Origin of the sequence: Longimicrobium sp. (genome assembly GCF_035474595.1) — a bacterium.
Taxonomy (GTDB): Bacteria; Gemmatimonadota; Gemmatimonadetes; order Longimicrobiales; family Longimicrobiaceae; genus Longimicrobium.
Genome location: NZ_DATIND010000156.1, coordinates 34,646 through 60,394, shown reverse-complemented (window position 1 = coordinate 60,394; position 25,749 = coordinate 34,646). Strand labels below are relative to the sequence as shown.

Sequence of the window (25,749 nt, the reverse complement as noted above, 5' to 3'; positions counted from 1 at the left end):
CCGGCGCCGCCTTTCCGCCGTCGCAGTTGTCGCGCGACGACGGCATCTGCTCACGCCCGGACGCCCTCAACGGCAATCTCACGCGGAGACGCGGAGGCGCGGAGAGCTCCGGGCGGTCCGGCCCGAGGCGCGGAGCCGAGATCCGAGCCGGGGGAGGGGGGTGAGCCGGGCGGGCAGGACGTATCCTCTTCCACGCCAATGCCGTCCAGCTACCTCTCCCGGTACGGGAGAGGTGGACGGCCTCGGCCGGCCGGAGAGGGTGCGAGGCGGAGGGATAGCATCGGCGGGAGGAACAGCATCGAACGTGGTGCGCGCGACGGGAAGAGCGAGAGCGGTGCACGCGGGCGAGGCACGGTGGATAGGACGCGGAGGAGGGCGAGAGCGCCATCGTCCTGCGCCTCAACATCTTGCCGGAGCGTACGTTGCATCGGCCCCGGCGTCCGGCTACGTTCCGCCCATGACGCACACCATCGCGCAGCTCGCTCCTCTACGGCATCGGCCGCGTCCTCGCACGTTCGTGGGAGGACGCGGATGAGCGACGCGGCCGTCGCGGCGCACCACGAGGAAGAGCCGCTGGAAAAGCCGTACGACATGCGGCTGATGCGGCGCCTGCTCTCCTATCTGCGGCCCTACCGGCTGCGGGTGGCGCTCGCCGTGTTCCTCCTCTTCGCCGGCTCGTTCACCGAGCTGGCCGGGCCGTACCTGACCAAGGTGGCGCTCGACCGCGCCGTGCCGACGGGCGACCTGCACCTGCTGACGGTGCTCGTGGCCGCGTACTTCGGGTCGCTGGTGCTGGCCTTCCTCTTCGAGTACGGGCAGACGCTGCTGACCACCTGGCTGGGGCAGCGCATCATGTACGACCTGCGCGTGGAGGTGTTCGCGCACCTCCAGCGCCTGTCGCTGCGCTACTTCGACCGGCACCCGGTCGGGCGGCTGATGACGCGGGTGACCAACGACGTCGAGGCGCTGAACGAGGCCTTTTCCTCCGGCATCGTCACCGTCTTCGGCGACGTCTTCACCCTGGTCTTCATCCTGGCGGCGATGGTGAAGCTGGACTGGCGGCTGGCGCTGGTCACCTTCGCCGTCCTCCCCTTCGTCGGCATCGCCGCGTTCGTCTTCCGCGCGCTCATCCGCCGCGCCTTCCGCGACATCCGCGTGCGGCTGGCGCGCATCAACGCGTACCTTGCCGAGCAGCTGAGCGGGATGCGCGTGACCCAGCTCTTCGGGCGCGAGCGGCAGTCGATGGAGCGCTTCGCCGAGGTGAACCGCGACCACCTGCTGGTGAACCTGCGCTCCATCACCTACTACGCGCTCTTCTTTCCCGTCATCGAGGTGCTGACCTCGGTGGCGATGGCGCTCATCCTCTGGTACGGCGGCTGGCAGTCGCTGGGGGGGACCATGACGGTGGGCGTGGTGGCGGCCTTCCTCCAGTACACGCGCCGCTTCTTCCGCCCCATCCAGGACCTGTCGGAGAAGTACAACCTGCTGCAGGGGGCGATGGCGGCCAGCGAACGCATCTTCGAGCTGGTCGACACCGCGCCGGAGATCCAGGACCCCCCCGACCCGCTGCATCTCCCCAGTCCCGGACGGGGGGAGATCGAGTTTCGCGATGTCTGGTTCCGCTACGACGAGGGGGGCGACTGGATCCTGCGCGGGATCTCGTTCACCGCGCGGCCGGGGGAGCGGGTGGCCATCGTGGGGGCGACCGGGGCGGGGAAGAGCACCATCATCAACCTGCTGATGCGCTTCTACGAGCCGGAGCGGGGGGAGATCCGGCTCGATGGCGTGCCCATCCCCCGCGTGCCCGTGGCCGAGCTGCGCGGGCGGATCGGGCTGGTGCTTCAGGACGTGTTCCTGTTCAGCGAGGACGTGCGCCGCAACATCCGCCTGGGGCGCGACGACATCGCCGACGAGCGGGTGCACGAGGCGTCGCGGCGCGTGGGGCTGGAGCCCTTCGTGGCGCGCCTCCCGGCGGGGTACGACCAGCCGCTGGGCGAGCGCGGGACCTCGCTCTCGGTGGGCGAGCGGCAGCTGGTGAGCTTCGCGCGGGCGCTGGCGTTCGAGCCGCTGGTGCTGGTGCTGGACGAGGCCACCTCGTCGGTCGACAGCGAGCTGGAGGCGCGCATCGAGGAGGCGCTGCGCGAGCTGATGCGCGGCCGCACCTCGCTGGTCATCGCCCACCGCCTGTCCACCGTCCAGGGCGCGGACCAGATCCTGGTGCTGCAACACGGCGAGATCCGCGAGCGCGGCACCCACGCGCAGCTGCTGGCGAAAGGCGGGCTCTACGCGCGCCTCTACGAGCTCCAGTTCGTCCGCATCCAGTCCGCGTCCGGCGGCGACCGCGAGGCGGCGGACTAGGGGTGCGAGACCGTTCCCCGGACCCTTCGGGACTCGTCGCGGGACTGGCGCTCGATCATATGCAGAAGCGCCAGTAACAGTGGCTATTTCGCGGCCTCGCAAAAATTTCTTGCTCCATCGTATGCAAAAGCGATATTTGAAGTGTATGATCTGCATACGATGCAGCAACGTTCGCGTGATTGCTCTCTACAGCCAAAGCAATGGTGACGCATGGCAGGTCCCGCGGGAGCGCGGGTGAGCGAGGGCAGGTAGAGCGGTTCGTGGAAGAGGTGCAGGCCAGCGGCAGGTATTTCTTCGCCGATGAAGAGCTGAACGCCAAGGTTTCCCTCACCTCTCCAGGGATGCGGGGGGCTTTGGCGAGGTTGCTCTCAGCCCGTCGTATCACGCGGCCGCTGCGAAACAGCGGCTTCTTCATCATCGTTCCGGCCGAGTTCCGGACCCGCGGGGCTCCGCCGCTCACCTGGTACCTGGATGGACTGATGCGCTCGCTTGAGGTTCCCACGTACTACGTGGGGCTGCTGACGGCCGCCGAGTGGCACGGTGCTTCGCATTATGCCGCGCAGGAAACCCAGATCGTATCGCCGCGGCAGATCCGCCCGATCACGATCGGGCGCGAACGCCTTCGCTTCATCCGGAAGGCCACGGCGGCGGAGACCCCTGTCGAGGAGAAGCCGACCGAAGTAGCGCCGGTGCGGCTCTCGACAGCGGAGGCCACGGCGTACGACCTCGTCCGGTACGTTCGCGCTGCGGGCGGGTTGAGTGTCGTCGCGACGGCGCTGGCGGAGCTGGCGCTGCGTCCGGCCGCACTGGAGCAGGCCCTGGACGCGGGTGGCGAGGTGGCGGTGGCGCAGCGCCTGGGATATCTGCTGGAGCGGGTCGGCCGGGGCCGCGAGGCGGGCGTGGCGGAACGCTGGCTTTCGCGCCGGGACCGCGTTCGCACCAGTGCCCTCGTGCCGTCCGAGCCCGCTGGCGGGGCGCCGCTCGCGCAACGCTGGAACCTGCTCGTCAACGCGGAATTCGAGGTAGCCGCTTGAGGCCACGGCCGGAGATCATCGCCTGGCGCGAGCACGCTGCCTGGCGCACGGATGCACAGGTGGAGCAGGATCTCCTTCTCACCCGCGCGGTCGTTGCCATCTTCCGCGACGATTTCCTGGCCAGCCAGGTTGCCATGCGCGGCGGAACGGTGCTCCACAAGGTGCACCTCGCACCCGCGTCCCGGTACTCCGAAGACATCGACCTCGTGCTGGTGGGCGCCCGGCCCATCTCTCACGTCCTGCGGGCGTTGGCGCGGGTGCTCACGCCAGAGCTGGGGCCGCCCGTGCGGAGTATCTTCACGACCCTCCAGCTTGCCGTCCGGAACGCGGTGCAGCCGTCGAAGATCGCACGGATGGTCTTTGCCTACCGGCCAACGTTCGCGCCTCCGGCCGAGATGACGATCAAGGTGGAGGTGAACTACAGCGAGCGCGACCCGGTGTTCGCCGTGATCGACCTGCCGTATCACCCTCCGCTGGCGGGGCTGTCCGGGCCGGTGATGCTCCGATCCTATGATCTGAACGAGATGCTCGGGACCAAGCTGCGCGCGCTGCTGCAGCGAACCCAGGGGCGGGACCTCTTCGACCTTCAGTGCGCCCTTGCCCGGTACGAAGCTTCGGTACGGAACGGCGGGACTCCGCTGTTCGAGCCGGAACGCGTGGCTGTGGCCTTCCTGGACTACATGCGCCGCGAGAACACGGTCATCACGCGGGCGCTGTTCGAACGCGAGCTCGAGCGGAAGCTGGCGAACCGGAGCTTTCGCGACGACATGCCGCTGGTGCTTCCGGCGGGACTGGAATTCGACGTGCTCGCCGCGGGGGAGGCTGTACGCTCTGTTCTCCTGTCCCACCTGCCCTGAGGCATCTCATATCAGGGGGATGCAGGTGAGCCGGAACGACATCCGCGCCCGCATCTCCCCGAAAGCGAAAACGCACGCGGAAAGACGGAGCAGCGGAGAACCTCGTCGGGCTCTCCGCTGCTCCGTTTCTCTGTGTGGAACCAATCCATTCTGATTCCTACGCGTACCGCCAGAGGTCGTCCGGGTCGGCGGCGGCGGCGCGGACGAGCTTGTCCCACTCCACGGGCCCGGCGAGGCCGATCGGCGGCTCGTCGTCCGGGTGCGGCGCGGCGTCCATCGAGGCCAGCACGCGGCGGCCGCCCAGCTCGTCGCCCAGCGCGTCGAGCTGCGCGGCCAGGTAGCGCTTCACCCCGGGCTCCTTCACCGCCTCGGCCAGCAGCCGCAGGCGCGGGATGGTGAGCCGCTCGGTGCGCGTGCGCCGCGACGCCTCCACGAACGAGCGCACCTCGCGCTCCACCTCGCCGAACTGGCGGCCGTGCGCGGCCAGGCATGCCAGCGTGCAATGCGCGCGCACCGCCTCGGGCGAGTGGCGCAGGATCTTGCGGCACATGGCCGCGGCCGGGCCGGTGTATCCCGCCTTCAGGTACGCGTCCACCGCGCGGCCGTAGTACACCAGCGCGCGGCGCACCTGCCGCGCGGCCACGCACAGGTCGCCGCCGCGGTTGAACAGCTGCGCGCGCGCCGAGTCGCCCGCGCCCTCGGCCGCCGCGTCGACCACCTGGAGCTTGCGGTTCAGCTCCGCCTTGCCGGGCTCCGCGATGCGCCGGCGAATCCATTCCAGCATGAGTCGGGATGAGGTGGGATCGGGGAAGGAGTTCGGCGAATGCCGGGGAGGGAGGGGCGGATGCGGATCCGCGTGCGGCGAATCTGCTTTCGCCGTCATTTCGGATGGGCAATGCACATGCCGCGATCCGCTGATACGCATCTCCGCCGTAACTTGTTGGATTTTAAGGAGATTCCCTGCTACTCACGATCATCGCCCACCCACCTTCTGTTGCGGCCACGCATCACGTGGCGGGGGGGACGAGCGAAGTATCGTCTCCCATCGAACGCAGGAGGGCTCCACGCTGCGTGGAGCCCTCCGTCCGAACCGCGACTTCACAGGGTCTCGCCCGTCGTAACGGTCACGGGGCGAAGGTGAAGGCGCAGGGCGTGGCCTGCACGAAGTTCAGGTTGTTGTTGCCGCGGTCCAGCGCGTTCTTCAGCGCTTCCTGGTACGAGCGGAAGGCGCTTCCGTCCGTGGCCACGCCGTGCGCCCCGAGCTCGGTGTTGGCCTCGGCCATCACCGCGTTCACGGCCGCGAAGCCGAGCGCGTTGGCGCTGGTGCTTCCCGGCGCGTAGATCAGCGACCCGCCGTTCACCTTGCCGTTGAACACGTTCAGCTCCATCGCCGCCAGCTGCGCCGAGAGCATGTACGCCATGTTGGTGGCGGTCGCGCTCAGGATCCAGCTGCGGAAGCCCGCGTAGTTCGCCGGGTCGAACCCCGTGCCGTTCGCGTTGCGCAGGTTCAGCGCGGTCAGCATCGCCAGGTCGGCCGCGTCGATGAACGACTGGCCGTTCTTGTTCGACCAGAAGCCCAGCGTCAGCCCGCCGCCGGCGCCCACGCACAGGTTGCCGAACGTCACCGTCGCGTCGGGCGGCAGGGAGACGATGGCCGAGGTCGCCGTGGTTGCCATCCAGTTCGTCTCCACCGGCATGAACTCGGTCACCGTGTAGGTGTCCTGCTCCAGGAGCACGTCCACCGGCGTGTAGCGGGTCCAGTCCAGGCCGTCCTGGATGCGCACCTTCCAGCCGGTGACCGGCTGCGCGTCGTCATCCAGGCCGTTGGCGTTGGCGTCGTAGAACTTGCGCACGTGCAGCGTGCCGGTGATGGGGTCTTCCTTCACCTTGAAGTTGTCGGTCTTCGAGGCGCTCGGGTCGAACCCCGCGTCCTTGCTCACCCACACCTTGTACTCGCCGCCGGGGTTCGACGTGGTGTTGAATCCCTTCACCGCCAGGCCGGGCGGCAGGAAGACGATGTCCTGCAGCTGGTAGCACGAGGCGAACTCGCCGCCCGCCACGTGCACCGGCGTGGGCGCGGCGCTGCCGACGCTGGTGCCCAGCAGCGTGCCGCCGGGCTCGGTCACCTGCACGTAGTAGTCGCCGTCCGGGAGGCCGGCCGCGCCGGTGTGCGCCGGCCCGCCGTCGACGTAGACGTCGGCCTTGCTGCCGAAGATGTTGACGTTGGTTCCCGTGCACGCCACGCCGGTGGTGAAGATCGCGCCCGCGACCGGCCCCAGTGCCGCGGAGGGGGGCGTCGGCGTGCGGCCCGGCGCCGTGGGCGAGCCGCCCTGGTCCGAGCACGCCGCCGCGGCGGCGAGAAGCGCGAGGGGGATGAAGCGGAGGGTCCTCATGATGGGGCTCCTTCGACAGGGCCGGCGCGAGCGGCCGGCGGTGCGCTTCTTCGGTAGCCCGGCAGTCTGCGGGAGACCCGTGGCTTTGCGGACCGGCCTCGCGGCCGGGGTGCCGTTGTCGGAAGGAGGGTGGGGAGGGCGGAGTGCCCGTCCCCGGGGAAAGCTCGTGAGGGATTGGGTTCCCGTGGCTCCCCGTCAGCCGGGCCCGGCGCGAAGCGGGCGCGGAACCATTCGAATGGATTCGGCTGAATCGGGGGAGAGGCGCGTTCCGGTGCCGCGGAAGAAGTGCTGCGTCATGGCATCGGGCAGGGATGGATAGAGCAAGCGCCATTCCCCTCCCACACCACGTCGCCCCTGAGGAAAGCTGTTGGTGGACAATGACTTGGGTGATCGGTGAATCTGTCGGAAAAGGCGCCGTGTGGGTGGTGCGCGACATCTTGGCGACACTCATGTCCCACCCACCCCACAGAAAGAATGGGGCCACATATGAACAAACGGCGCACATCGGAGGAGACATTTTGGGAAAAACGGGACTCGTGCGCTGAGACTGCGGGACATCGGAAGGCTCCGGACGTTTGCTCCCTCGCCCGCGGCGGTTAGACTGTCGGCAGCTTCCACCTGAATCCCCCAGCGCCGGACCGCGGAATGGGCGAGCGGCCCTCCTTCACCCTCCGTTTCCTGGACCACCTTGCCGCGCTGGGGGTGGGAGATGGCGCGCACGTGCTGGTGGCGCTCTCCGGCGGCGTGGACTCCGTCGTCCTCCTGCACCTGCTCCGCTTCGCCGCGCGCGGGATGGGGATCGCCCTCTCCGCCGCGCACTTCGACCACGCGATGCGGCCCGGCAGCGAGTGTGACGCGCGCTGGGCCGCCGGCCTCTGCCGCGCGTGGGAGGTGCCGCTCATCGCCGATCGAAGCAATCGCCCGCTGCGGACGGAGGAGGAGGCGCGGGACGCGCGCTACGCCTTCCTGCGCGAGGCGCGCGAGCGGTCGAACGCGGATTGGATCGCCACCGCGCACCACGCCGACGACCAGGCGGAGACCGTGCTCTTCCGCGTGCTGCGGGGGACGGGCGTCGCCGGGCTGGCGGGGATCGCGCCGGTGGACGATGCGCGGCGACTCGTCCGCCCGCTCCTCCCCTTCTGGCGCGCGGAGATCCGGCGCCACGCCCGCGAGCACCGCCTGCGCTGGCGCGAGGACCCGACCAACGCCGCCGCCGACCCCGCGCGCAACCGCATCCGCCTGGAGATCCTCCCCGCCATCGAGCGGACGATCGCTCCCGGCGCGCGGCGCGCGCTGGTGCGCCTGGCCGCGCTCGCGCGCGAGGACGAAGCCGCCTGGGAGGCCGTTCTCCGGGCCGAGGCGGAGGGGTTGGCGAGGGAGGAAGACGGGGGCATCGTCCTTGTTCGGGAACGGCTTGCGGGTTATGATTCCGCCGTGGCCGCACGGCTGCTGCGCGGCCTGCTGCGCCGGCTGGGGGCGGTCCCGGACAGGGACGGAACCCGGTCGGCGCTCCGGTTTATCGGAGCCGCGCCCAGCGGGCGCGAGATGGCGCTCCCCGGCGGCATCCGCATCCGCACCGAGTTCGGCACCGCCCGCATCGAGCGCGCGTCCGCCCCCCCGCCCCCCGACCTCCCCCTGGCCATCGACGGCCCGCGCGGGGCCGGGACCTGCCGCATCGGCGGCCGCGAGCGCCGCGTCGCCTGGCGCTCGGACGGCGGGCACGCGGCGGCGGACGACGCGACGGCGGTGACGCTCCCGGCCGGCGAGGTGGAGCTCCCGCTGCTGCTGCGCGGGCGGCTCCCCGGCGACCGGGTGCGCACCCCCGCGGGCGGGCGCACGCTGAAGCGGCTGTTCAACGACCGGCGCGTGCCGCGGGGCTCCCGCGCGCGCGTTCCCGTGCTGGCCGACGCGGCGGGAAGGGTGGTGTGGGTGGCGGGGCTCGCGCGTCCGGTGCGCCTGCCCGGGCCGGGCGAGCCGGCACTAACAGTCCAGATCGACGATGCCTGATTCGGCGGAAACGCTGCAGCGGACGGGGGGGCGCGAGCTCACCCGGATCGTGTATGACGAGAAGACCATCGCCGCGCGCGTGGCCGAGATGGGCCAGGAGATCGCGGGCGCGTACGAACCCGACGAGCCCCTGCTGGTGCTGGGGCTGCTGAAGGGCTCCTTCATCTTCCTCAGCGACCTGGTGCGGCACATCCCGCGGCCGCTGCACGTGGACTTCATCGTGGCCAGCAGCTACGGGAGCGGCACCACCACGTCGGGCCACGTGAACCTCCTCTACGATCCCTCCATCTCCCTCGAGAACAAGCACATCGTGCTCGTGGAAGACATCGTGGACAGCGGGACCACGCTCTCGCGGCTGGTGCCCATGCTGGAGGAGCGCGGACCCTTGTCGCTGGAGATTTGTACTCTTCTCCACAAGCACATCGCGGCCAACCTGATCCGCGAGCCCCGCTGGGTGGGCTTCGACGCCCCCCACGAGTTCCTGATCGGGTACGGGCTGGACCATTCCGAGGATTTCCGCAACCTGCCGTTCATCGGGAGCCTGAAGCACGACTCCTGAGGCGGCGGGCTGCATCGCGGCCGGGCGACCGGCGCGCACACGGGACGCAAGCAATGGCTGAAGCACCCAATCCCCCTCCCGCCAAGGGGCCCAAGCTGGGCCGCATCACCCGCACGGTCAGCTTCTGGGCGCTGCTGGTGGTCATGTCCATCCTGCTGGTGGAGATGACCAGCGGGAGCCAGCGGCAGACCGCGCAGATCACCTACTCGGAGCTGCAGAAGCAGATCACCGAGCGCAACGTGGCCAGCATCGAGATCATGGGCGGGCTCGAGGGGCAGACCGCGCAGGGCGAGCTGCGCCGCGCCATCCAGGGGCAGCAGGGCCCGGTGCAGCGCTTCCGCACGCGCCTGCCCATGGCCAACTCCGAGAAGCTGCTGGAGCAGCTGCAGGGCTCGGGCGCCATCATCAGCGGCAAGGACGCCGAGATGAACTGGTGGTCGCTGCTCAAGAACATGTTCCCGTGGCTGCTGATCATCGGCTTCTGGGTGTTCATCTTCCGGCAGATGCAGGCCAGCGGGAACAAGGCCTTCCAGTTCGGCAAGAGCAAGGCGAAGCTCCTCTCGGGCGACACCCCCAAGGTCACCTTCGACGACGTCGCGGGCGCCGACGAGGCCAAGCAGGAGCTGCAGGAGATCGTGGAGTTCCTGAAGGACCCCAAGCGCTTCAGCCGCCTGGGCGGCCGCATCCCCAAGGGCGCGCTGCTGGTGGGCCCCCCGGGAACGGGGAAGACGCTGCTCGCGCGCGCCGTGGCCGGCGAGGCCGGGCGCCCCTTCTTCTCCATGTCGGGCTCGGACTTCGTGGAGATGTTCGTGGGCGTGGGCGCCAGCCGCGTGCGCGACCTGTTCGAGCAGGGGAAGGCCCATGCGCCGTGCATCATCTTCATCGACGAGATCGACGCCGTGGGCCGGCACCGCGGCGCCGGGCTGGGCGGCGGGCACGACGAGCGCGAGCAGACGCTGAACCAGCTCCTGGTGGAGATGGACGGCTTCGAGGGGAACGACGGGGTGATCCTGGTGGCCGCCACCAACCGCCCCGACGTGCTGGACCCGGCGCTCCTGCGCCCGGGCCGCTTCGACCGCCAGATCGTGGTCGACAGCCCCGATGTGAAGGGGCGCGAGGGGATCCTGAAGGTGCACCTGAAGAAGGTGCCCACCGCGGGCGACGTCAGCATTCCCGTCCTCGCCCGCAGCACGCCGGGAATGAGCGGCGCCGACCTGGCCAACCTGGTGAACGAGGGCGCGCTCCTGGCCGCGCGGCGCAACAAGGACCTGGTCTACATGGCCGACCTCGAGGACGCCAAGGACAAGGTGATGCTGGGCGCCGAGCGCCGCTCGCTGGTGATGAAGGACGAGGAGCGCCGGCTGACCGCCTACCACGAGGCGGGCCACGCCATCTGCGCGGTGAAGGTGGCGGGGAACGACCCGCTGCATAAGGTCACCATCATCCCCCGCGGCCGCACCCTGGGCGTGGCGTACACGCTTCCCGAGGACGACCGGGTGTCGATGACGCGCCAGCAGATCGAGGCGCGGCTGGTGATGGCGTACGGCGGGCGCGTGGCCGAGGAGCTGGTGTTCGGCCGCGAGCGGGTGACCACCGGCGCGCAGGGCGACATCCAGATGGCCACCTCCATCGCCCGCAACTACGTGACGCACTGGGGGCTCTCCGACGTGGTGGGCCCCATCCTGGTGGCCGAGGCGGAGACCGAGGTGTTCCTGGGCCGCGACCTGGGAACGCGCCGCGGGATCAGCGAGAGCACCGCGCAGACGGTGGACGCCGAGGTGGCGCGCATCATCGGCGAGGCGTACGAGCGGGCCCGCGGGGTGCTGACCGAGCACCTGGACCTGCTGCACCGCGTGGCCGGCGCGCTGCTGGAGCGCGAGACGCTGACGCGCGAGGACGTGGAGCTGATGGCCGAGGGGAAGCAGCTGCCGCCCTTCCGCACCTCGGAGCCGGTCCTTTCGCCCCCCGACATCCCCGAGCCGGTCCCGGCCGCCGCCAAGGAGCGCGCGCCGAGCGGGCCGGTGGAGCTGAAGCCGCGGCTCGCCTGAACGGCGGGTGCGAAAGTGCGAGGGTGCGAGAGTGCGAAAGTGACGGGCTGAAGCGCGAATCCGTGCTCTTCGACGGGGCTTGCAGCGAGTGGCGGAACTGCCGTGGAGACGGTAGTTTCGCCACTCGCTCTTTGTACTCTCGCACCTTCGCACTCTCGCACTTTCGCACTCGTTTGCTGACTGCGGCGAACCCCGGCACCTGGCGCATCCGCGGACGGACGCTCTCGCTGGAGCGCCCCGTGGTGGTCGGCGTGCTGAACGTGACGCCCGACAGCTTCAGCGACGGGGGCCGCTTCCACGCGGTGGCCCCCGCCTTCGCGCGCGCCCGCCAGCTGGTGGCCGACGGCGCGCACGCGCTGGACCTGGGCGGCGAGTCCACCCGTCCCGGCGCCGCGCCGGTGCAGGCGGACGAGGAGATCGCGCGCATCCTTCCCGTGCTGCGCGCGGTGAAGGCGGAGCTGGGCGTTCCCGTCACCGTCGACACGCGCAAGGCGGCGGTCGCGCGCGCGGTGCTGGCCGAGGGCGCGGACGCCATCAACGACGTTTCCGCGCTGGCGGATCCGGAGATGGCGGCCGTGGTGGCCGACTCCGGCGCCGGGCTGGTGCTGATGCACATGCGCGGCACGCCGGAAACGATGCAGACGCTGATCGGCTACCGCGACGTGGCGGCCGAGGTTGCCGACGAGCTGGAGCCGCGGCTGGCGCGGGCGGTGGACGCCGGCGTCGCCCCCGAGCGGATCGTGGTCGACCCGGGGATCGGCTTCGCCAAGACGGCGGCGCAGAACCTGGAGCTGATCGCGCGGCTGGACGTCATCGCCGAGCGGCTGGGGCGGCCGGTGCTGCTGGGGCCCAGCCGCAAGGCGTTCATCGGCGCGCTGCTGGGCGGCGTGGAGGCTTCGGGGCGCGACGCGGGGACGGTGGGGGCGTGCGTGGCGGGGCTGGCGCGCGGCGCCCGCATCTTCCGCGTGCACGAGGTCCGCGCGGCGCGCGAGGCGCTGGACGTGGCCGACGCCATCTTCCAGGCGGGGGCGGCGTGGGCGCGCTGATCGACCGCATCGCCTTCCTGGCGCCCGGGTGGCGCGACGTGGTGGAGGTGCTCCTCGTCGCCGCCGTCATCTACCGCATCCTGCTGGTGTTCGCGGGCACGCGGGCCTTCCAGATGCTGCTGGGCTTTTTCCTCCTGGTCGGCATCTACGTCGTCTCGCGCATCCTGGGCCTCACGCTGGTGGAGTACCTGCTGACGCAGCTCTTCAACTTCGGCGTGATCGCGGCGCTCATCGTCTTCCAGCCGGAGCTGCGCAGCGGGCTGGCCGCCCTGGGGCAGAACCGCATCTTCCGCGCGTTCACGGGAATGCAGGGGCGCGAGGTGGCCGGCGAGATCGTGGAGGCGGTGGAGGAGCTGTCGCGCGACAAGGTGGGCGCCATCATCGCCATCGAGGAGGAGATCGGGCTGGGCGAGTACCTGGAAACGGGAACGCAGCTGCAGGCCCGCGTTTCCGCGCCGCTCCTGCAGAACATCTTCACCCCGTACTCGCTGCTGCACGACGGCGCCGCGGTGGTGCGGGGCGACGAGATCGTGGCCGCGGGCGTCATCCTTCCGCTCACGCAGTTCCCCGTGACCGACCGCACCCTGGGCACCCGCCACCGCGCCGCGCTCGGCCTGAGCGAGGAGACGGACGCGCTGGTGATCGTGGTCAGCGAGGAAACCGGGATCGTCTCGGTCGCTCACCGGGGCCGCCTGGTCCGCGGCGTGACGCCGGACAGGCTCCAGCACATCCTCGCCGCCGGCGCGCTGCCGGGCGAGAACGGCGGCGCGCCCGCGGCAATCGCATCCGGCGCCGGAGCATCCGCGCCGCCGCCGAAGGGCTGAGCGACGCAGGAGGATGAACGAAGAGGGCCGCCAGCGATGGCGGCCCTCTTAGTCTGAAAATTCGGCGGCAGGCCGGCCGGGGCTCAGAGGCGGTCGCGCCAGTATCTCGGCTCACGGCTCTGATGAGCCAGCGCGATGATCTCCACCGCGTCTTCTTCGGTGACGCGGAATACGACCGTGTACGGGAAACGGCGGAGCGGCTTGTTTCGCACGCCCTCGGGCCCGGCGGCGAGGCTTCTCGGATATTCGAGGATCAGATCCAGCGCGGAGCGAAAATCCTCCGCGAAGGCAGCTCCCCGCGCCTGCGATTCGGCCTTGTGCCGCGCGATCGCGCCGAGATACTCGGCTTTCGCGCTCGGGTCGAACCACAGCGGCCTCACCGGAGCAGTTCCTCGGCCTCCCGGAGCACATCGTCACCCGGAACCAGCTTCGTCTTTCCGGAATCGATGTCGTGGATCCGGCGGCGGATCTCCTCGTTCCACGGCGCCTCGACCGCAGGTTCCACGCGCAGGCTGGCGATCAGTGCCTCGGCCAGCCGCTCGCGCTCCTCCCTCGGGCGGGAAAGCACATCCGCCGCAACTTCGTCGATCGTCTTCACCGCTCCTCCGCATCCAGGATTGGCATCTCCATCCACTTTAACGGCTTCGGGTGCGGTCTGGAAGTGAGGTCGTTCCCGCTCGCGGCGCCTGGAATCATACTCGGGCGTGCCCGGAGTGTATTCCGCACGGAGCCGTGCCAGCGCTTCCCTGGCATCCACCGCTTCGATCTCGCCCCTGAGAAAAGCCTCGTACCGGCGCGTGGACTCTGCGTCCCACCACTCGGCGATCTCGCGCTCCACGCTTTCGGCCAGCAGGTCGGCGAGGCGCGCGCGCTCTTCGCGGGGGAGCCGGAAGAGCTCGGCTTCGAGCTGGTCGAGCGGGATCGTCATCTCGTGATGCAGCGCGGTTCCCATGCAATCCTTCCTTTCCCAATGTGTAGAAGGTCTCGTGCCATGTGCGCGAGACCGTTGCAGCGGGAGGCGGGGAGATGGACGGCGGTTTGCAAATATTCTGTTCAACTTAATGGGTGTCATCTCCGGACGGAAGCTCTCGCCGTGGACGCACTGGCGCCGCCGAACGGCTTGCCGCACCCCGTGCCCGGGCTTACGTTCGTCGCCATGGAAACCGATGGGCTCGCGGCCCGGCTGGCGGAGGTGCGGGAGCGGATCGAGCGGGCGCGGCAGCGCGCGGGACGCACCGACGGGGTGACGCTGGTCGCCGTCACCAAGACGCATCCCCCCGCCGTCGTCCAGGCCGCGATCCGCGCCGGCGTGGCGGACGTGGGCGAGAACCGGGTGCAGGAACTGGGCGACAAGGTGGACGCGGTGGGCCGGCGCGCCGTGCGCTGGCACCTGATCGGCCACCTGCAGCGCAACAAGGTGGCGAAGGCGCTTCCGCTCTTCGACCTGCTGCACTCGCTCGACTCGGTGCGCCTGGCGGAGACCCTCTCCGCCGAGGCGGTGAAGGCGGGCGTCACCGTGCGCGCGCTGGTGGAGGTGAACTCGGCGGGCGAGGCCACGAAGGGCGGCTTCCCGGCGGCCGGGGCGGTGGACGCCGTCGGGCGGATCCTGGAGCTGCCGGGGATCGAGCTGGCGGGGATGATGACGATGGCGCCGTTCACCGACGACCAGGCCGTGGTCCGCCGCGCCTTCGCCGCGACGCGCGAGCTGCGCGACGAGGCCGCGCGGCAGCTGCCCGCCTTCCGCGGCGGGGAGCTTTCGATGGGAATGAGCAACGACTTCGAGATCGCCGTGGAAGAGGGTGCCACCCTGGTCCGCGTCGGCTCCAGCATCTTCGGGGAGCGGGGATGATCGACCTTACGCCGCTCGACGTCCGCAAGAAGAAGGGCGACTTCCGGCGGGTGATGCGGGGGTACGACCCCGAGGCGGTCGACAACTTCCTGGACGAAGTGGTCGCCCGCATGGAGGAGCTGGTCCGCGAGAACCAGGCGAACACGGGCAAGGTCGCGCAGATGGCCGAGGCCATCGCCGACTACCGCGAGCGCGAGCGGGCCATGAACGACGCCCTGGTCTCGGCCCAGCAGCTGCGCGAGGGGATGCGCGAGCAGGCCCAGCGCGAGGCCGACCTGGTGCTGCGCGAGGCGCGCTCCGAGGGCGAGCGCATCGTCTCCGACGCCAAGCGGCAGGTGACCTTCGCGCTCGAGGCGCTCCGGCGCGTGCAGGGGCAGCGCGTGCGCTTCCTGCGCCTGTTCCGCGCGCTGGTGGAGCGGCAGCTGGGCGAGATCTCGGAGGAAGAGGAGCGCACCGCGGCGCTCGGCCGGCTGGACGCCGAGGTGGACCGCGCCGGCATCGACGACGGGGAGGGGTGAGGGTGGAAGGAGACACGAAGCCGCTGGCGGAGCGCATCGCCGAGACCGTCGCCGCCATCCGCGCGCGGACGCAGGCAACGCCGCGCGTGGGAATCATCCTGGGCACCGGGCTGGGCGGGCTGGCGGAGCGCATCCAGGTGGAGACCGCCATCCCCTATGCCGATCTCCCCAATTTCCCGCTCTCCACGGTCGAGTCGCACACCGGGCGGCTGCTCTTCGGCACGCTGGGGGGGAAGGCGGTGGTGGCCATGCAGGGCCGCTTCCACCGCTACGAAGGGTACACGCTGCAGCAGGTGACCTTTCCCGTGCGGGTGATGCGGGCGCTGGGCGTGGACACGCTGATCGCCAGCAACGCGTGCGGGGGGATGAACCCGCTGTGGACGCCCGGCGACCTGATGCTGATGGCCGACCATATCAACCTGCTGGGCGAGAACCCGCTCACCGGGCCGAACGACGACGCGCTGGGGCCGCGCTTCCCCGACATGTCGCAGCCGTACGATGCCGAGCTCCAGCAGCTGGCGCGTGAAGTGGCGCTGGAGCTGAAGATTCCGCTGCGCACGGGCGTCTATGTCGCCGTCGCCGGACCGAACCTGGAGACGCGCGCCGAGTACCGCATGCTGCGGATGATGGGCGCCGACGTGGTGGGGATGAGCACCGTTCCCGAGGTGATCGTGGCCCGGCACGGGGGGATGCGGGTGATGGGCGTGTCGATCATCACCGACGCGTGCCTGCCGGACGCGCTGGAGGAGGCCGACATCGCCACCATCATCGCCACGGCGGGGCGCGCGGAGCCGAACCTGACCCGGCTGGTGGAGGGCGTCGTCGCGCGGATGTAGCGCGCCCCATCTCCATCCGCCCCAACCTTCTGAGCATCCCGATGAACCGCATCCTCTCCCGCGCCACGGCGGCAATCGCGGCGGCGCTTCTCCTCGCCGCCTGCGACGTGAACGCCAACGGCGGCGCGAACGCGGCGGCGGACTCCACGCAGCCGGCGGGAACGCGCCCCGCGCCCACCCCGCAGACCAACGCCGCGCCGCAGACGGGCCCCAACACGCCGCCGGCCGAATTCACCGAGCCGCCGGTGGAGAACCGCGACACCGTGCACCGCATGGGCCCTGCGCAGACGTACGCGTCGTGCATCGCCCGGGCGCGCGCCGCCAGCGAGGACGAGCGCCCGCTGCTGGAGCAGACCTGCAAGCGGCTTCCCGACGCGCCGAAGTAAGCCCCGCCATGCTCTATCCGGAGACGCTCCGCGCCGTGGACGGCTGGTGGGCGGGCGTCTTCGGGTGCTCCCACACCGCCCTGCTCCCGCGCCGCCCCACCGTCGTCCCGCGCCCCGCGGCGGACGCGTACCATGGCGTGCAGGCCATGACTTTCGGCGAGGCCGCGCCGGTCGCCACGATCTCCCCCGCGCTGTTCGCGGACTTCCGCGACCCCGTCAAGGCGGCGCTCGCGGGCGGGCTGGATGCATCCGCGCCCCTCTGGGCGGGGATCTTCGGCGCTGCGGTGGAGGCGATCGTCGGCCCCGCGGCGGTGCGTTGCGCCGACCGCGCCACCTTCCGCCCGCTCCCCGTCTCCCCCGCCGTCCGCCTGCTGGCGGAGGGGGACGAGCCGGCGCTCGCCCGGCTACGCGCGGCGGTGACGGCGACGGAGTGGGAGCACGGCGGGAGCGAGATCGTGCACCCGTGCGCCGGCGCGTTCGTGGACGGCGAGCTGGCGGCGCTGGCGGGGTACGAGGTGTGGGGGAAGTCGATCGCGCACATCTCCGTCGTCGCCCATCCCGCGCACCGCGGACGGGGCCACGCCGCCGCGGCGGTGAGCCGGATCGCGGCGCTGGCGCTGGAGCGGCGGCTGGTGGCGCAGTACCGGACGCTGGAATCGAACACGCCCTCGGCCGCCATCGCGGAGCGGCTGGGGTTCGTGCCGTACGCGCGCAGCCTGGCCGTGCGGCTCCGCGGGGAGGCGGGGGGCGGATGACGAACGACATGGCGGCGCCGGCGGGCGGCGCGTACAGCGAGCTGCAGGCCGGCCTCATCATCGGCACGGTGGAGCGGCTGGAGCAGCGGATCGCGGAGCGCTTCCCCGGCTCGGGCCTCAGCCGCGTGGCGGGCGAGCTGGCCCGCATCGGGGGCGAGACGGAGCGGGTCGTGGCGCGCCTGCGCCGCCCCATCTGGACGATCCGGATCGCCACGTTCGCCGGCGTGGTCGCGCTGATCATGTTCGCGCTCATGCTGGCGTCGCTGTTCGTGAGCGTGCCGCCGGCGGCCTCGCCGGGGGCCGAGAGCCTGTCCGAGCTGCTGCAGGGGGTGGAGGCGGGGGTCAACGAGGTCGTCTTCCTCTCGCTCGCCGTTTTCTTCCTGGTCTCGCTGGAAGCGCGGGTGAAGCGGCGCCGGGTGATCCGCGCGCTGCACCGGCTGCGCAGCATCGCGCACATCGTGGACATGCACCAGCTGACCAAGGACCCGCAGTTCGTGCTGGGCGGCGGGAAGGACACGGCCTCCAGCCCGCGGCGCACGCTCACGCGCTTCGAGCTGGCGCGGTACCTGGACTACTGCTCGGAGCTGCTGTCGCTGAGCAGCAAGCTGGCCGCGCTGCACGTGCAGTACGTGAACGACCCGGTGGTGCTGGACGCGGTGAACGACATCGAGACGCTGGCGGCCAGCCTGTCCAACAAGATCTGGCAGAAGATCATGATCCTGGACACGGTCGACGAGGAGCCGGACGCGAGGCGCGGGTGATGAGGGGGGAATCGGCCGGGCAGCGGCCGGTGGGCGGCTGGACGCGGGCGGCGAGGCGCCGCGGCCGGCCGCGCGATGGAGACGCGCCGCCGATTCGTCCACTCCGGCCGCCTCGTCCTCACCGCCGTCCTTCCATGCGCCCTCTGACGCTCGCCGCGCTCCTCCTGCTCCTGATCGTGCCGGCCACGGCCGCGCAGCGCGTGGTCGTCACCCACGGCGACGTGTGGTTCGAGCCGGGGCACGGCCGTGCGGCTCGCCGGCTGACCACGGACGGCCGCACGCTGCAGGCGGCGCTCTCGCCCGACGCGCGGCTGGTGGCGTACGTCCGCTCCACGCCGGGCCTGCCGGTGGAGACGGGGAGCGGGACGCAGGAGGCGACCGAGCTGTGGACCGTGGCCGCCGACGGCACGCGCCGCACGATGCGGGTGCGCGGCCACGGCGCCCGGCCGGTGGAGCGCATCGTGGCCGCGATGCAGGATCCGCAGTTCTCGCCGGGCGGGCGCCGCATCTACTTCGCGTCGGCGGCGTGGGCGGTGTCGGCGGCGGTGCACGTGTTCGACCTGGACGCGGGGCGCGAGCGGTTCGTGGCGCCCGGGTGGCTGGCCGAGGTGGTGCAGAAGGGCCGGTACGCGGGAAACCTGCTGGTAGGGCAGCACCGCTACTTCCTGGCGGGCGGCTCGTACGACTGGCTGTACCTCCTCACCCCTTCCGGAAGGGAGATCGGCCCGGTGCAGGCCGATGCGGTACCGTACGACAGCACCCTCGCCGACTTCCGCATGGACTCCGGCGCGGGGCTGATGGCGCCCGGCACCCCCGGCGCACGCCCCGCGGGCTCCGCGGAGCCGGATTGAACACCGGCATCGCGGGCAGGCGCGGCGAATTGCCGCGCCGGTTATATTCCGCGATCTTTTTTCGCGCCGCGCGGCCCGGGTCCGGAAGCTGCTGAACCCCGGCCCCACGCGTTCTCGTCCACCGCCCGCGTGTCGCGGGGATGGGGACCGGCCGGCGGCGTCCGCGGGTAACAGGTGGACTCCCGCCGATGATGCCGCGCCGGCGCGCGCGAACCGAAGCATGAACGGATGACCGAGAACGTGATGACGCAGAGCCAGCCCATGGCGGCAACGACCCCGGCCGACGAGGCGCGCCGCAAGATGGTGCTGTATGCCGCGACCGTGGGCGGCGTGATCGTGCTGGACCAGGTGACCAAGGCCATGGTCCTGCGCACGCTCCGCCCGTACACGCCGGTGGAGGTGGGCGGCGACTTCTTCCGCCTGACCTTCATCTACAACACCGGCGCCGCGTTCGGGCTGCACCTGGGCGATGCGTCACGCTGGGTGTTCATGGCGCTGGCCGCCGTGGCCGTGGTCGTGCTCTGGGTGATGTTCCGCGGCACGCCCTGGCGCGACCGGCTGCGGCTGATCGCCATCGCCAGCGTGACCGGCGGCGCCATCGGCAACGTGATCGACCGGGTGCGCTCGGCGCGCGGCGTGGTGGATTTCCTGGACTTCGGGGTGGGCGAAACGCGCTGGCCGGTGTTCAACGTGGCCGACATCGCCGTGACCTGCGGCGCGCTGCTGCTGGCCTACTCGCTCTGGCGCGAGGAGCAGAAGATCGAAACCGAGCTGGATATTGCAGAGCCCGCCGACTGACCGCACGCTGGAGCTGGCCGCCGGCGACGACGCGGCCGGCCGGCTGGACGCGTGGCTGGCCGCGCGTCTCGACGTGTCGCGCAGCCGCGCCACGCAGTGGATCGACGACGGCCGTGTGACGCTGAACGGCGCGCCCGTCCGCAAGAAGGACCCCGTCTCGCCGGGCGACCGCCTCACCGTCACCATCCCCGCTCCCGAGCCGTCGGACGTCGCGGCGGAAGACATCCCCCTCCACATCGTCTACCAGGACGCCGACCTGGCGGTGATCGACAAGCCCGCCGGCCTGGTCGTGCACCCCGCCGCCGGCCACCGCACCGGCACGCTGGTGAACGCGCTGCTGCACGGGGTGCGCGACCTGTCCGGCATCGGCGGCGTGCTGCGCCCGGGGATCGTGCACCGGCTGGACAAGGACACCAGCGGCCTCATGCTCGTGGCCAAGAACGACGACGCGCACCGCGCCCTCTCGCACGACCTGAAGCTGCGGAAGATCCGGCGCGCGTATCTCACCGCCTGCTGGGGCCACCTCCCGCAGGAGACGGCGAGCGTGGACGCGCCGATCGGCCGCCACACCACCGACCGAAAGAAGATGGGGGTGGTGCCCGACGGACGCCCGGCGCGCACGCACTTCCACCGCCTGGAGCGCTGGCGCGCCGCCGACCTGCTGCGCGCCGAGCTGGAGACCGGCCGCACGCACCAGATCCGCATCCACCTCCTCCATCTCGGCCACCCCGTGGTCGGCGACGCGACCTACGCGCCCGGGCGGGAGAAAGGCTTCGGCGGCGCCGAGCGCGGGTGGGCGCAGTCGTTTGCGCGCCGCGTCCCCCGCCAGTTCCTCCACGCCGCCGAGCTCCGCTTCCAGCACCCGAGGACGCGCGAGGAAATGCGCTTCGAGGCGCCGCTCCCCCCCGACCTTGCCGCCGCCACCGCGTGGGCGCGGGAGACGAGCGGGACGGCGCTTACGTAGTACGTTTTCTCCTTACGTGGTAAAATGTCTTCCTTTTTGGTGGCTTACGTGGTAAAATATTACCCGGAATCCCGAATCCGGGCGCTTACATGGTACGAAATCTCCCGCTCGCCAGTCTTCCCGAGGTCTTCGTCAGCACGCGGGAGCTATCCTCCGGCGTGGCCGAAGCCGTGCGCGCGGGTGCCGTGCGGAAGCTGGCCAGCCGGCTCTACACCACGAATCTCACCGATTCGCCCGACGCCGTCGTCCGGCGCCATCTCTGGCAGATCGTGGGGCTCCTCTTCCCCGATTCCGTCGTCAGCTACCGGACGGCGCTGGAGGCGAAGCCAACCCCGCGCGGGACGATCTTCCTCACCGGTCCCTATGATCGCATCGTCGAGCTTCCCGGGCTGCGCGTGCGGCAGCTGAAGGGGCCGGGGCCGCTGGACGGCGACAACCGCTTCGTGCAGACGCTGTGGCTGGCATCGCCCGCGCGGGCGTTCCTGGAATGCCTGCGCGTCCGGCGCGTGCGCGGGCCCGAGTCCCCCGCGCTCACGCGCGACGAGGTCGAGGCGCGGCTGGAGCGGATGGTGCGCCACGGCGGCGAGGCGGAGGCGAACGCGGTGCGCGACCGCGCGCGCGCCATCGCGCCGGCACTGGGTGCGGAAGCCGCGGCGGACGAGCTGGACGAGCTGATCGGCGCGCTGCTGCGGACGCGCACCGCGAACCTCGCCTCGCCCGCGGCGAGGGCGCGCGCGGCGGGCGAGCCGTACGACTCCGGGCGCACGGAGCTGTTCCGCGTGCTCCACTCGGCACTGCTGGAGTGGCCGGTGCGCGCGCGTCCCGACCCCGTCATGAGCGGAACGGCGTTCGAGAACCTGGCGTTCGTGGACGCCTACTTCTCCAACTTCATCGAGGGAACGGAGTTCGAGATCCAGGAAGCGGTGGAGATCGTCTTCGAGAACCGCATCCCGCGCGCGCGCCCCGAGGACGCCCACGACGTGCTGGGCACGTATCGCGTGGTCGGGAGCACGCGCGAGATGACGAGGAGCGCGGTGGGCGAGGGCGCCGATTTCGACGAGTTCATGGCGATGCTGAAGCAGCGGCACGCCACCATCATGGGCGGCCGCCCGGAGAAGCGCCCCGGCGAGCTGAAGAGCACCGTGAACCGCGCCGGGCTGACCGTCTTCGTCGCTCCCGAGCTGGTGACGGGAACGCTGCGGCAGGGGTGGGAGATGCTGCGCTCGCTCGCGGAGCCGTTCAAGCGCGCGGCGTTCATGATGTTCGTCGTGAGCGAGGTCCATCCCTTCGACGACGGGAACGGCCGCATCGCGCGGGCGATGATGAACGGCGAGCTGGTGGCGGGCGGCCAGCGGCGCATCTTCATCCCCACCTCGTACCGCGACGACTACCTGCTGGCGCTGCGCGCGCTCTCGCGGCAGAACGTGCCCGACGCACTGCTGAAGATGCTGGACTACGCGCAGGCGTTCTCGGCCGCGATCGACCTCGCGGACCTGCAGCGCGCGCTGGACGTGCTGCGGACGTGCAATGCCTTCGAGCGCGACACCGAAGCGCGGCTGCGCATGCCGCCGCCTCCGGGCGCCTGATCGCCGGCCGATCCCACCAGCGCGAGACTGCCCGGAAAGAAGGCCGCGGAAATCGTTCTCCCGGACGGGCGTGCCGGAGCGCGGTGGCCCTTCGTACTCCCGTACTTCCGTACTTTCGTACTCCCGCGCAGCGGGGCCGCGCTTTCTTGACCGCCCCTGACGCCCCCGCTATGTTGGTCCGCTCACGACCACAGAGTGCGGCTCCCCTTCAGGCCGGCGATGCTCCACACCGACACCGAAGACGTTCCCGCCGCGGCCGGCGCGCCCGAGGGCGAGGCGGCCGAGCCCGAGCGGATGGTGCTCTTCGTGGTCGGCGAGCACCGCTTTGCGGTTCCCGTCGCGCGCATCCGCGAGATCATTCCCGCCCGGCCGTACACGCCGCTCCCCGGGAGCGGCGCGCACGTGTGCGGGCTGATCAACCTGCGCGGGCGCATCGTGACCGTGGTGGACCTGGGCGCCCGCCTGAACCTTCCTCCCGCGTCGCGCATCCCCGAGCACAGCATCGTGATCGTGGAGCACCGCGGGAAGCTGGCGGGGCTGGCGGTGGAGGAGGTCGCGCGCATCGTGCAGGTGGACCCCGGCACCCTGGCCGACAGCGCCGAGACCCTGCGCTCGCTTCGCATCGACCGCGCGTACCTGCGCGGGGTGGGCGAGGTGGACGACGAGATCTTCGTCGCCATCGACCCCGACGAGATCTTCGACCCCATCCTGGCTTAGGGCGCTCCGGCGTACCCACCCCAACCCAAGCACGACAGACGGAGGCTTGATGAGTCAGACCGTGTTGATCTGCGATGACGCCATCTTCATGCGCACCATGATCGGCGACATCCTCACCCAGGCCGGCTTCCAGATCGTGGCCGAGGCCGAGACCGGGGTGCAGGCGGTGGAGAAGTACCGCCAGTTCAAGCCGGACCTGGTGACGATGGACATCGTGATGCCGGACATGGGCGGGATCGACGCCGTGCGCGAGATCATGAAGGAAGATCCCGGCGCCAAGATCCTGATGTGCAGCGCCATGGGCCAGCAGGCGCTGGTGATCGAGGCCATCCAGGCCGGCGCCCGCGACTTCGTGGTGAAGCCGTTCCAGCCCAGCCGGGTGCTGGAGGCCGTGCAGCGGGTTCTGGGGTGAACCGAAAGTGCGGAAGTGCGTGAGTGCGGAAGTGCGCTTCGACCGCGGATGCGGCCGGAGTCTTCGTCCACATCCCATGCACCGGCCGCACCGCCGCCCGGCCCGCGGCACACGGCCCGCCGCCGCTCCTGATTCAGCGCACTCCCGCACTTCCGCACTCACGCATTTTCCGTAATGGAACTCTCGCAGTACGGGGAGCTCTTCCTCTCCGAGTCGCGCGAGCACGTCTCGACGATCAACCACCTGCTGCTTTCCCTGGAGTCCGATCCGGGGTCGCGGCAGGTGGTGGAGGGGGTATTCCGCGCCGTCCACACCATCAAGGGGATGAGCGCGACGATGGGCTACCGCTCCGTCGCCGACCTCTCCCACGAGATGGAGAACCTGCTGGACCGCATCCGGCACGGGAAGGCGCAGGCCACGCCGGAGACCATCGACCTGCTCTTCGCCGCCTGCGACGCGCTGGAGCGGGCCATCGAGCTGGCGGTGGAGGAGAGCGGCGACGAGCCGCGGCTGGAGGCGCTGCTCACGCGGCTCCGCGCCGCCGCGGGCGACGACGTCTCGTTCGACATCTTCGCCCCGCAGATCGAGCTCGACGCCGCTCCGCCGCGCGAGATCGACCTCGCCGCCGAGGCGGAAGACGGGGCGCTCGCCGTCCGCGTTCAGGTCGCGAAGGAGGCTCTCCTTCCCGGCGTGCGCGCCTTCATGGCGCTGAAGCGCGCGCGCGAGCTGGGCGAGGTGAGCGGGGTGGAGCCGGGCGAGGCGGCGCTGAACGAGCCGGAGTTCACCGGCGCGCTGCGCTTCGTCCTGCGCACCGCCGCGCCCGCGGACGAGGTGCGGCGCGCCCTCCTCTCCGTCGGCGAGATCGGCTCGGTCGACGTGGGCGAGCGGCGCGTGGAAGCTGCGGCCGAGATCGCGTCGCCCGACGCGGGGGCGGAGGAGGGGCGCGCGGCGGCCGGGGCGGCGGGGCGGGCGCGGCACATCCGCGTGGACCTGCGCCGGCTGGACGCGCTGATGAACCAGGTGGGCGAGCTGGTCATCGCCCGCGACCGGCTGCGCAGGCTGGTGGGCCCCGACGTTCCCGAGCTGGCCGAGACGGTGGACCAGGCCAGCCGGCTGATCGGCGAGCTGCAGGACGAGGTGATGCGGGCGCGCCTCGCCCCCGTGTCGCAGGTTTTCGACCGCTTCCCCCGCCTGGTGCGCGACGCCGCGCGGACGCTGGGGAAGAAGGTCGACTTCGTGATGGAGGGGAAAGAGATCGAGCTGGACCGCTCGATGCTCGACGAGATCGGCGACCCGCTCGTCCACCTCCTGCGCAACTCGCTGGACCACGGCATCGAGGCGCCGGCCGAGCGCCGCGCGCACGGCAAGCCCGAGACGGGCACGCTCCGCCTGTCCGCCAGCCGCGAGCGCAGCCGCATCATCATCCGCGTGGAGGACGACGGGCGCGGGATCCAGCGCGAGCGCGTCCTCGCCAAGGCCGTGCAGAACGGGCTGGTGACGCGCGAGGAAGCCGCCGCGCTCCCCGACGAGGAAGTCCACCGCCTGCTGACGCGCCCCGGCTTCTCCACCGCCGAGACGGTGACGGACGTCAGCGGGCGCGGCGTGGGGCTGGACGTGGTGGCCACGCGCGTGCGGGCGCTGGGGGGGATGCTGGAGATCTTCAGCGAGCCCGGCCGCGGCACCTCGATGACGCTGCAGCTGCCGCAGACGCTGGCCATCGTTCGCGCGCTGCTGGTGCGGCAGAGCGGCGAGACCTACGCGCTGCCGCTCACCCACGTCGGCGAGACCGTCCATCTCCTGGCCGACGAGGTGGGGACGGTGAAGGGGCGCAACGTGGCCTTCCTGCGCGACGAGGTGATCCCGCTCCTGGGGTTGCGCCAGATCCTGCGCACCAACGGCACGCGCCCCGACGGCGAGAAGCGCCACGCGGTGATCCTGGAAGTGGGCGAGCAGCGCATCGGCCTGGAGGTCGATGCTCTGATGGGGCAGCAGGAGATCGTGGTGAAGCAGTTCGACACCACCGCCGACACGCTGCGCCTGTTCTCCGGCGCCACGATCCTCTCCGACGGGCGCCCGGCGCTGATCCTGGACGCCGGGAGTGTGCTGGCGGCGGCGAACGCGGCGTAGGGGACAGGGATAGGGGAGAGGGACAGGGCGAGCGGGACGATGCGAGTGTGCGTCCGCCGCATC

The 25,749-nt window shown here is 71.1% G+C and carries 25 protein-coding genes and 1 riboswitch; of the genes, 21 read left to right on the top strand and 4 right to left on the bottom strand.

Features of this window, described 5'->3' with window-relative positions; genetic code table 11:
- The first annotated feature begins 531 nt into the window (after window positions 1-531).
- The 3 genes from VLK66_RS27775 to VLK66_RS27765 all read left to right on the top strand — a co-directional run bounded on the left by VLK66_RS27775 (window position 532) and on the right by VLK66_RS27765 (window position 4,249).
- Window positions 532-2,358: an ABC transporter ATP-binding protein gene (locus VLK66_RS27775; RefSeq protein WP_325312777.1), complete on the top strand. Its 1,827-nt coding sequence runs from the start codon at window positions 532-534 to the stop codon at window positions 2,356-2,358.
- A gap of 260 nt (window positions 2,359-2,618) precedes the next feature.
- Window positions 2,619-3,392, top strand: a complete 774-nt coding sequence (locus tag VLK66_RS27770; protein WP_325312776.1) for a type IV toxin-antitoxin system AbiEi family antitoxin domain-containing protein — start codon at window positions 2,619-2,621, stop codon at window positions 3,390-3,392.
- A gap of 59 nt (window positions 3,393-3,451) precedes the next feature.
- Window positions 3,452-4,249: a nucleotidyl transferase AbiEii/AbiGii toxin family protein gene (locus VLK66_RS27765; protein ID WP_325312775.1), complete on the top strand. Its 798-nt coding sequence runs from the start codon at window positions 3,452-3,454 to the stop codon at window positions 4,247-4,249.
- Window positions 4,250-4,406: 157 nt separating this feature from the next.
- Here the strand turns inward: VLK66_RS27765 and VLK66_RS27760 are convergent, their stop codons facing one another.
- Both VLK66_RS27760 and VLK66_RS27755 read right to left on the bottom strand, forming a co-directional pair.
- Window positions 4,407-5,033 (bottom strand): hypothetical protein, encoded by a 627-nt coding sequence (locus tag VLK66_RS27760; protein WP_325312774.1) that lies wholly within the window; start codon window positions 5,031-5,033, stop codon window positions 4,407-4,409.
- Between the two features lie 340 nt (window positions 5,034-5,373).
- Window positions 5,374-6,642, bottom strand: a complete 1,269-nt coding sequence (locus VLK66_RS27755; protein ID WP_325312773.1) for a hypothetical protein — start codon at window positions 6,640-6,642, stop codon at window positions 5,374-5,376.
- 49 nt (window positions 6,643-6,691) lie between these two features.
- Window positions 6,692-6,766: riboswitch (cyclic di-GMP riboswitch) on the bottom strand.
- A gap of 521 nt (window positions 6,767-7,287) precedes the next feature.
- On the opposite strand from VLK66_RS27755, the gene tilS reads away from it, so the two are divergent.
- From tilS to cdaA, 5 genes are all read left to right on the top strand, one after another.
- Window positions 7,288-8,649, top strand: a complete 1,362-nt coding sequence (gene tilS / locus VLK66_RS27750) for a tRNA lysidine(34) synthetase TilS (RefSeq protein WP_325312772.1) — start codon at window positions 7,288-7,290, stop codon at window positions 8,647-8,649.
- Window positions 8,642-9,208 carry a hypoxanthine phosphoribosyltransferase gene (gene hpt, locus VLK66_RS27745; RefSeq protein WP_325312771.1) on the top strand — a complete coding sequence of 189 codons (567 nt, stop codon included), beginning with the start codon at window positions 8,642-8,644 and terminating at the stop codon, window positions 9,206-9,208. Before tilS ends, hpt begins: the two co-directional genes overlap by 8 nt.
- A 53-nt stretch (window positions 9,209-9,261) precedes the next feature.
- Window positions 9,262-11,256 carry an ATP-dependent zinc metalloprotease FtsH gene (gene ftsH, locus VLK66_RS27740; RefSeq protein ID WP_325312770.1) on the top strand — a complete coding sequence of 665 codons (1,995 nt, stop codon included), beginning with the start codon at window positions 9,262-9,264 and terminating at the stop codon, window positions 11,254-11,256.
- Window positions 11,257-11,429: 173 nt separating this feature from the next.
- Entirely contained in the window at window positions 11,430-12,302 is an 873-nt protein-coding gene (folP, locus tag VLK66_RS27735; protein ID WP_325312769.1) for a dihydropteroate synthase, read from the top strand.
- A complete protein-coding gene (gene cdaA, locus VLK66_RS27730; RefSeq protein WP_325312768.1) occupies window positions 12,290-13,126 on the top strand; it encodes a diadenylate cyclase CdaA in 837 nt (278 codons plus the stop codon). Before folP ends, cdaA begins: the two co-directional genes overlap by 13 nt.
- Window positions 13,127-13,209: 83 nt before the next feature.
- On the opposite strand, the gene VLK66_RS27725 is transcribed toward cdaA, so the two are convergent.
- Both VLK66_RS27725 and VLK66_RS27720 read right to left on the bottom strand, forming a co-directional pair.
- Entirely contained in the window at window positions 13,210-13,506 is a 297-nt protein-coding gene (locus VLK66_RS27725) for a type II toxin-antitoxin system RelE/ParE family toxin (protein ID WP_325312767.1), read from the bottom strand.
- Window positions 13,503-14,078 carry an addiction module protein gene (locus VLK66_RS27720; RefSeq protein WP_325312766.1) on the bottom strand — a complete coding sequence of 192 codons (576 nt, stop codon included), beginning with the start codon at window positions 14,076-14,078 and terminating at the stop codon, window positions 13,503-13,505. The genes VLK66_RS27725 and VLK66_RS27720 overlap by 4 nt, the downstream gene beginning before the upstream one ends.
- Window positions 14,079-14,219: 141 nt before the next feature.
- Here VLK66_RS27720 and VLK66_RS27715 point away from each other — a divergent pair, with 141 nt between their 5' ends.
- The 13 genes from VLK66_RS27715 (at window position 14,220) to VLK66_RS27655 (ending at window position 25,686) form a co-directional block, all read left to right on the top strand.
- On the top strand, window positions 14,220-14,975 hold the full coding sequence (locus VLK66_RS27715; RefSeq protein ID WP_325312765.1) for a YggS family pyridoxal phosphate-dependent enzyme: 756 nt from the start codon (window positions 14,220-14,222) through the stop codon (window positions 14,973-14,975).
- Complete coding sequence (locus tag VLK66_RS27710) at window positions 14,972-15,493, top strand: DivIVA domain-containing protein (protein ID WP_325312764.1); 522 nt, start codon at window positions 14,972-14,974, stop codon at window positions 15,491-15,493. The genes VLK66_RS27715 and VLK66_RS27710 overlap by 4 nt, the downstream gene beginning before the upstream one ends.
- Window positions 15,494-15,495: 2 nt before the next feature.
- Window positions 15,496-16,329, top strand: a complete 834-nt coding sequence (locus VLK66_RS27705; RefSeq protein ID WP_325312763.1) for a purine-nucleoside phosphorylase — start codon at window positions 15,496-15,498, stop codon at window positions 16,327-16,329.
- A 41-nt stretch (window positions 16,330-16,370) separates the two neighbouring features.
- Complete coding sequence (locus tag VLK66_RS27700; protein ID WP_325312762.1) at window positions 16,371-16,715, top strand: hypothetical protein; 345 nt, start codon at window positions 16,371-16,373, stop codon at window positions 16,713-16,715.
- 8 nt (window positions 16,716-16,723) lie between these two features.
- A complete protein-coding gene (locus VLK66_RS27695) occupies window positions 16,724-17,470 on the top strand; it encodes a GNAT family N-acetyltransferase (RefSeq protein WP_325312761.1) in 747 nt (248 codons plus the stop codon).
- Complete coding sequence (locus VLK66_RS27690) at window positions 17,467-18,231, top strand: hypothetical protein (protein ID WP_325312760.1); 765 nt, start codon at window positions 17,467-17,469, stop codon at window positions 18,229-18,231. Before VLK66_RS27695 ends, VLK66_RS27690 begins: the two co-directional genes overlap by 4 nt.
- A 134-nt stretch (window positions 18,232-18,365) precedes the next feature.
- A complete protein-coding gene (locus tag VLK66_RS27685) occupies window positions 18,366-19,082 on the top strand; it encodes a hypothetical protein (protein ID WP_325312759.1) in 717 nt (238 codons plus the stop codon).
- 228 nt (window positions 19,083-19,310) lie between these two features.
- Window positions 19,311-19,880 carry a signal peptidase II gene (gene lspA, locus VLK66_RS27680; RefSeq protein WP_325312758.1) on the top strand — a complete coding sequence of 190 codons (570 nt, stop codon included), beginning with the start codon at window positions 19,311-19,313 and terminating at the stop codon, window positions 19,878-19,880.
- Window positions 19,861-20,844 (top strand): RluA family pseudouridine synthase, encoded by a 984-nt coding sequence (locus tag VLK66_RS27675; RefSeq protein WP_325312757.1) that lies wholly within the window; start codon window positions 19,861-19,863, stop codon window positions 20,842-20,844. The genes lspA and VLK66_RS27675 overlap by 20 nt, the downstream gene beginning before the upstream one ends.
- An 89-nt stretch (window positions 20,845-20,933) precedes the next feature.
- Window positions 20,934-22,430 (top strand): Fic family protein, encoded by a 1,497-nt coding sequence (locus VLK66_RS27670; protein WP_325312756.1) that lies wholly within the window; start codon window positions 20,934-20,936, stop codon window positions 22,428-22,430.
- Between the two features lie 219 nt (window positions 22,431-22,649).
- Complete coding sequence (locus VLK66_RS27665) at window positions 22,650-23,147, top strand: chemotaxis protein CheW (protein WP_325312755.1); 498 nt, start codon at window positions 22,650-22,652, stop codon at window positions 23,145-23,147.
- Window positions 23,148-23,196: 49 nt separating this feature from the next.
- Window positions 23,197-23,559, top strand: a complete 363-nt coding sequence (locus VLK66_RS27660) for a response regulator (RefSeq protein ID WP_325312754.1) — start codon at window positions 23,197-23,199, stop codon at window positions 23,557-23,559.
- Window positions 23,560-23,733: 174 nt separating this feature from the next.
- Window positions 23,734-25,686, top strand: coding sequence for a chemotaxis protein CheA (locus tag VLK66_RS27655; RefSeq protein ID WP_325312753.1), 1,953 nt, complete (start codon window positions 23,734-23,736; stop codon window positions 25,684-25,686).
- The last annotated feature ends 63 nt before the right edge of the window (window positions 25,687-25,749 follow it).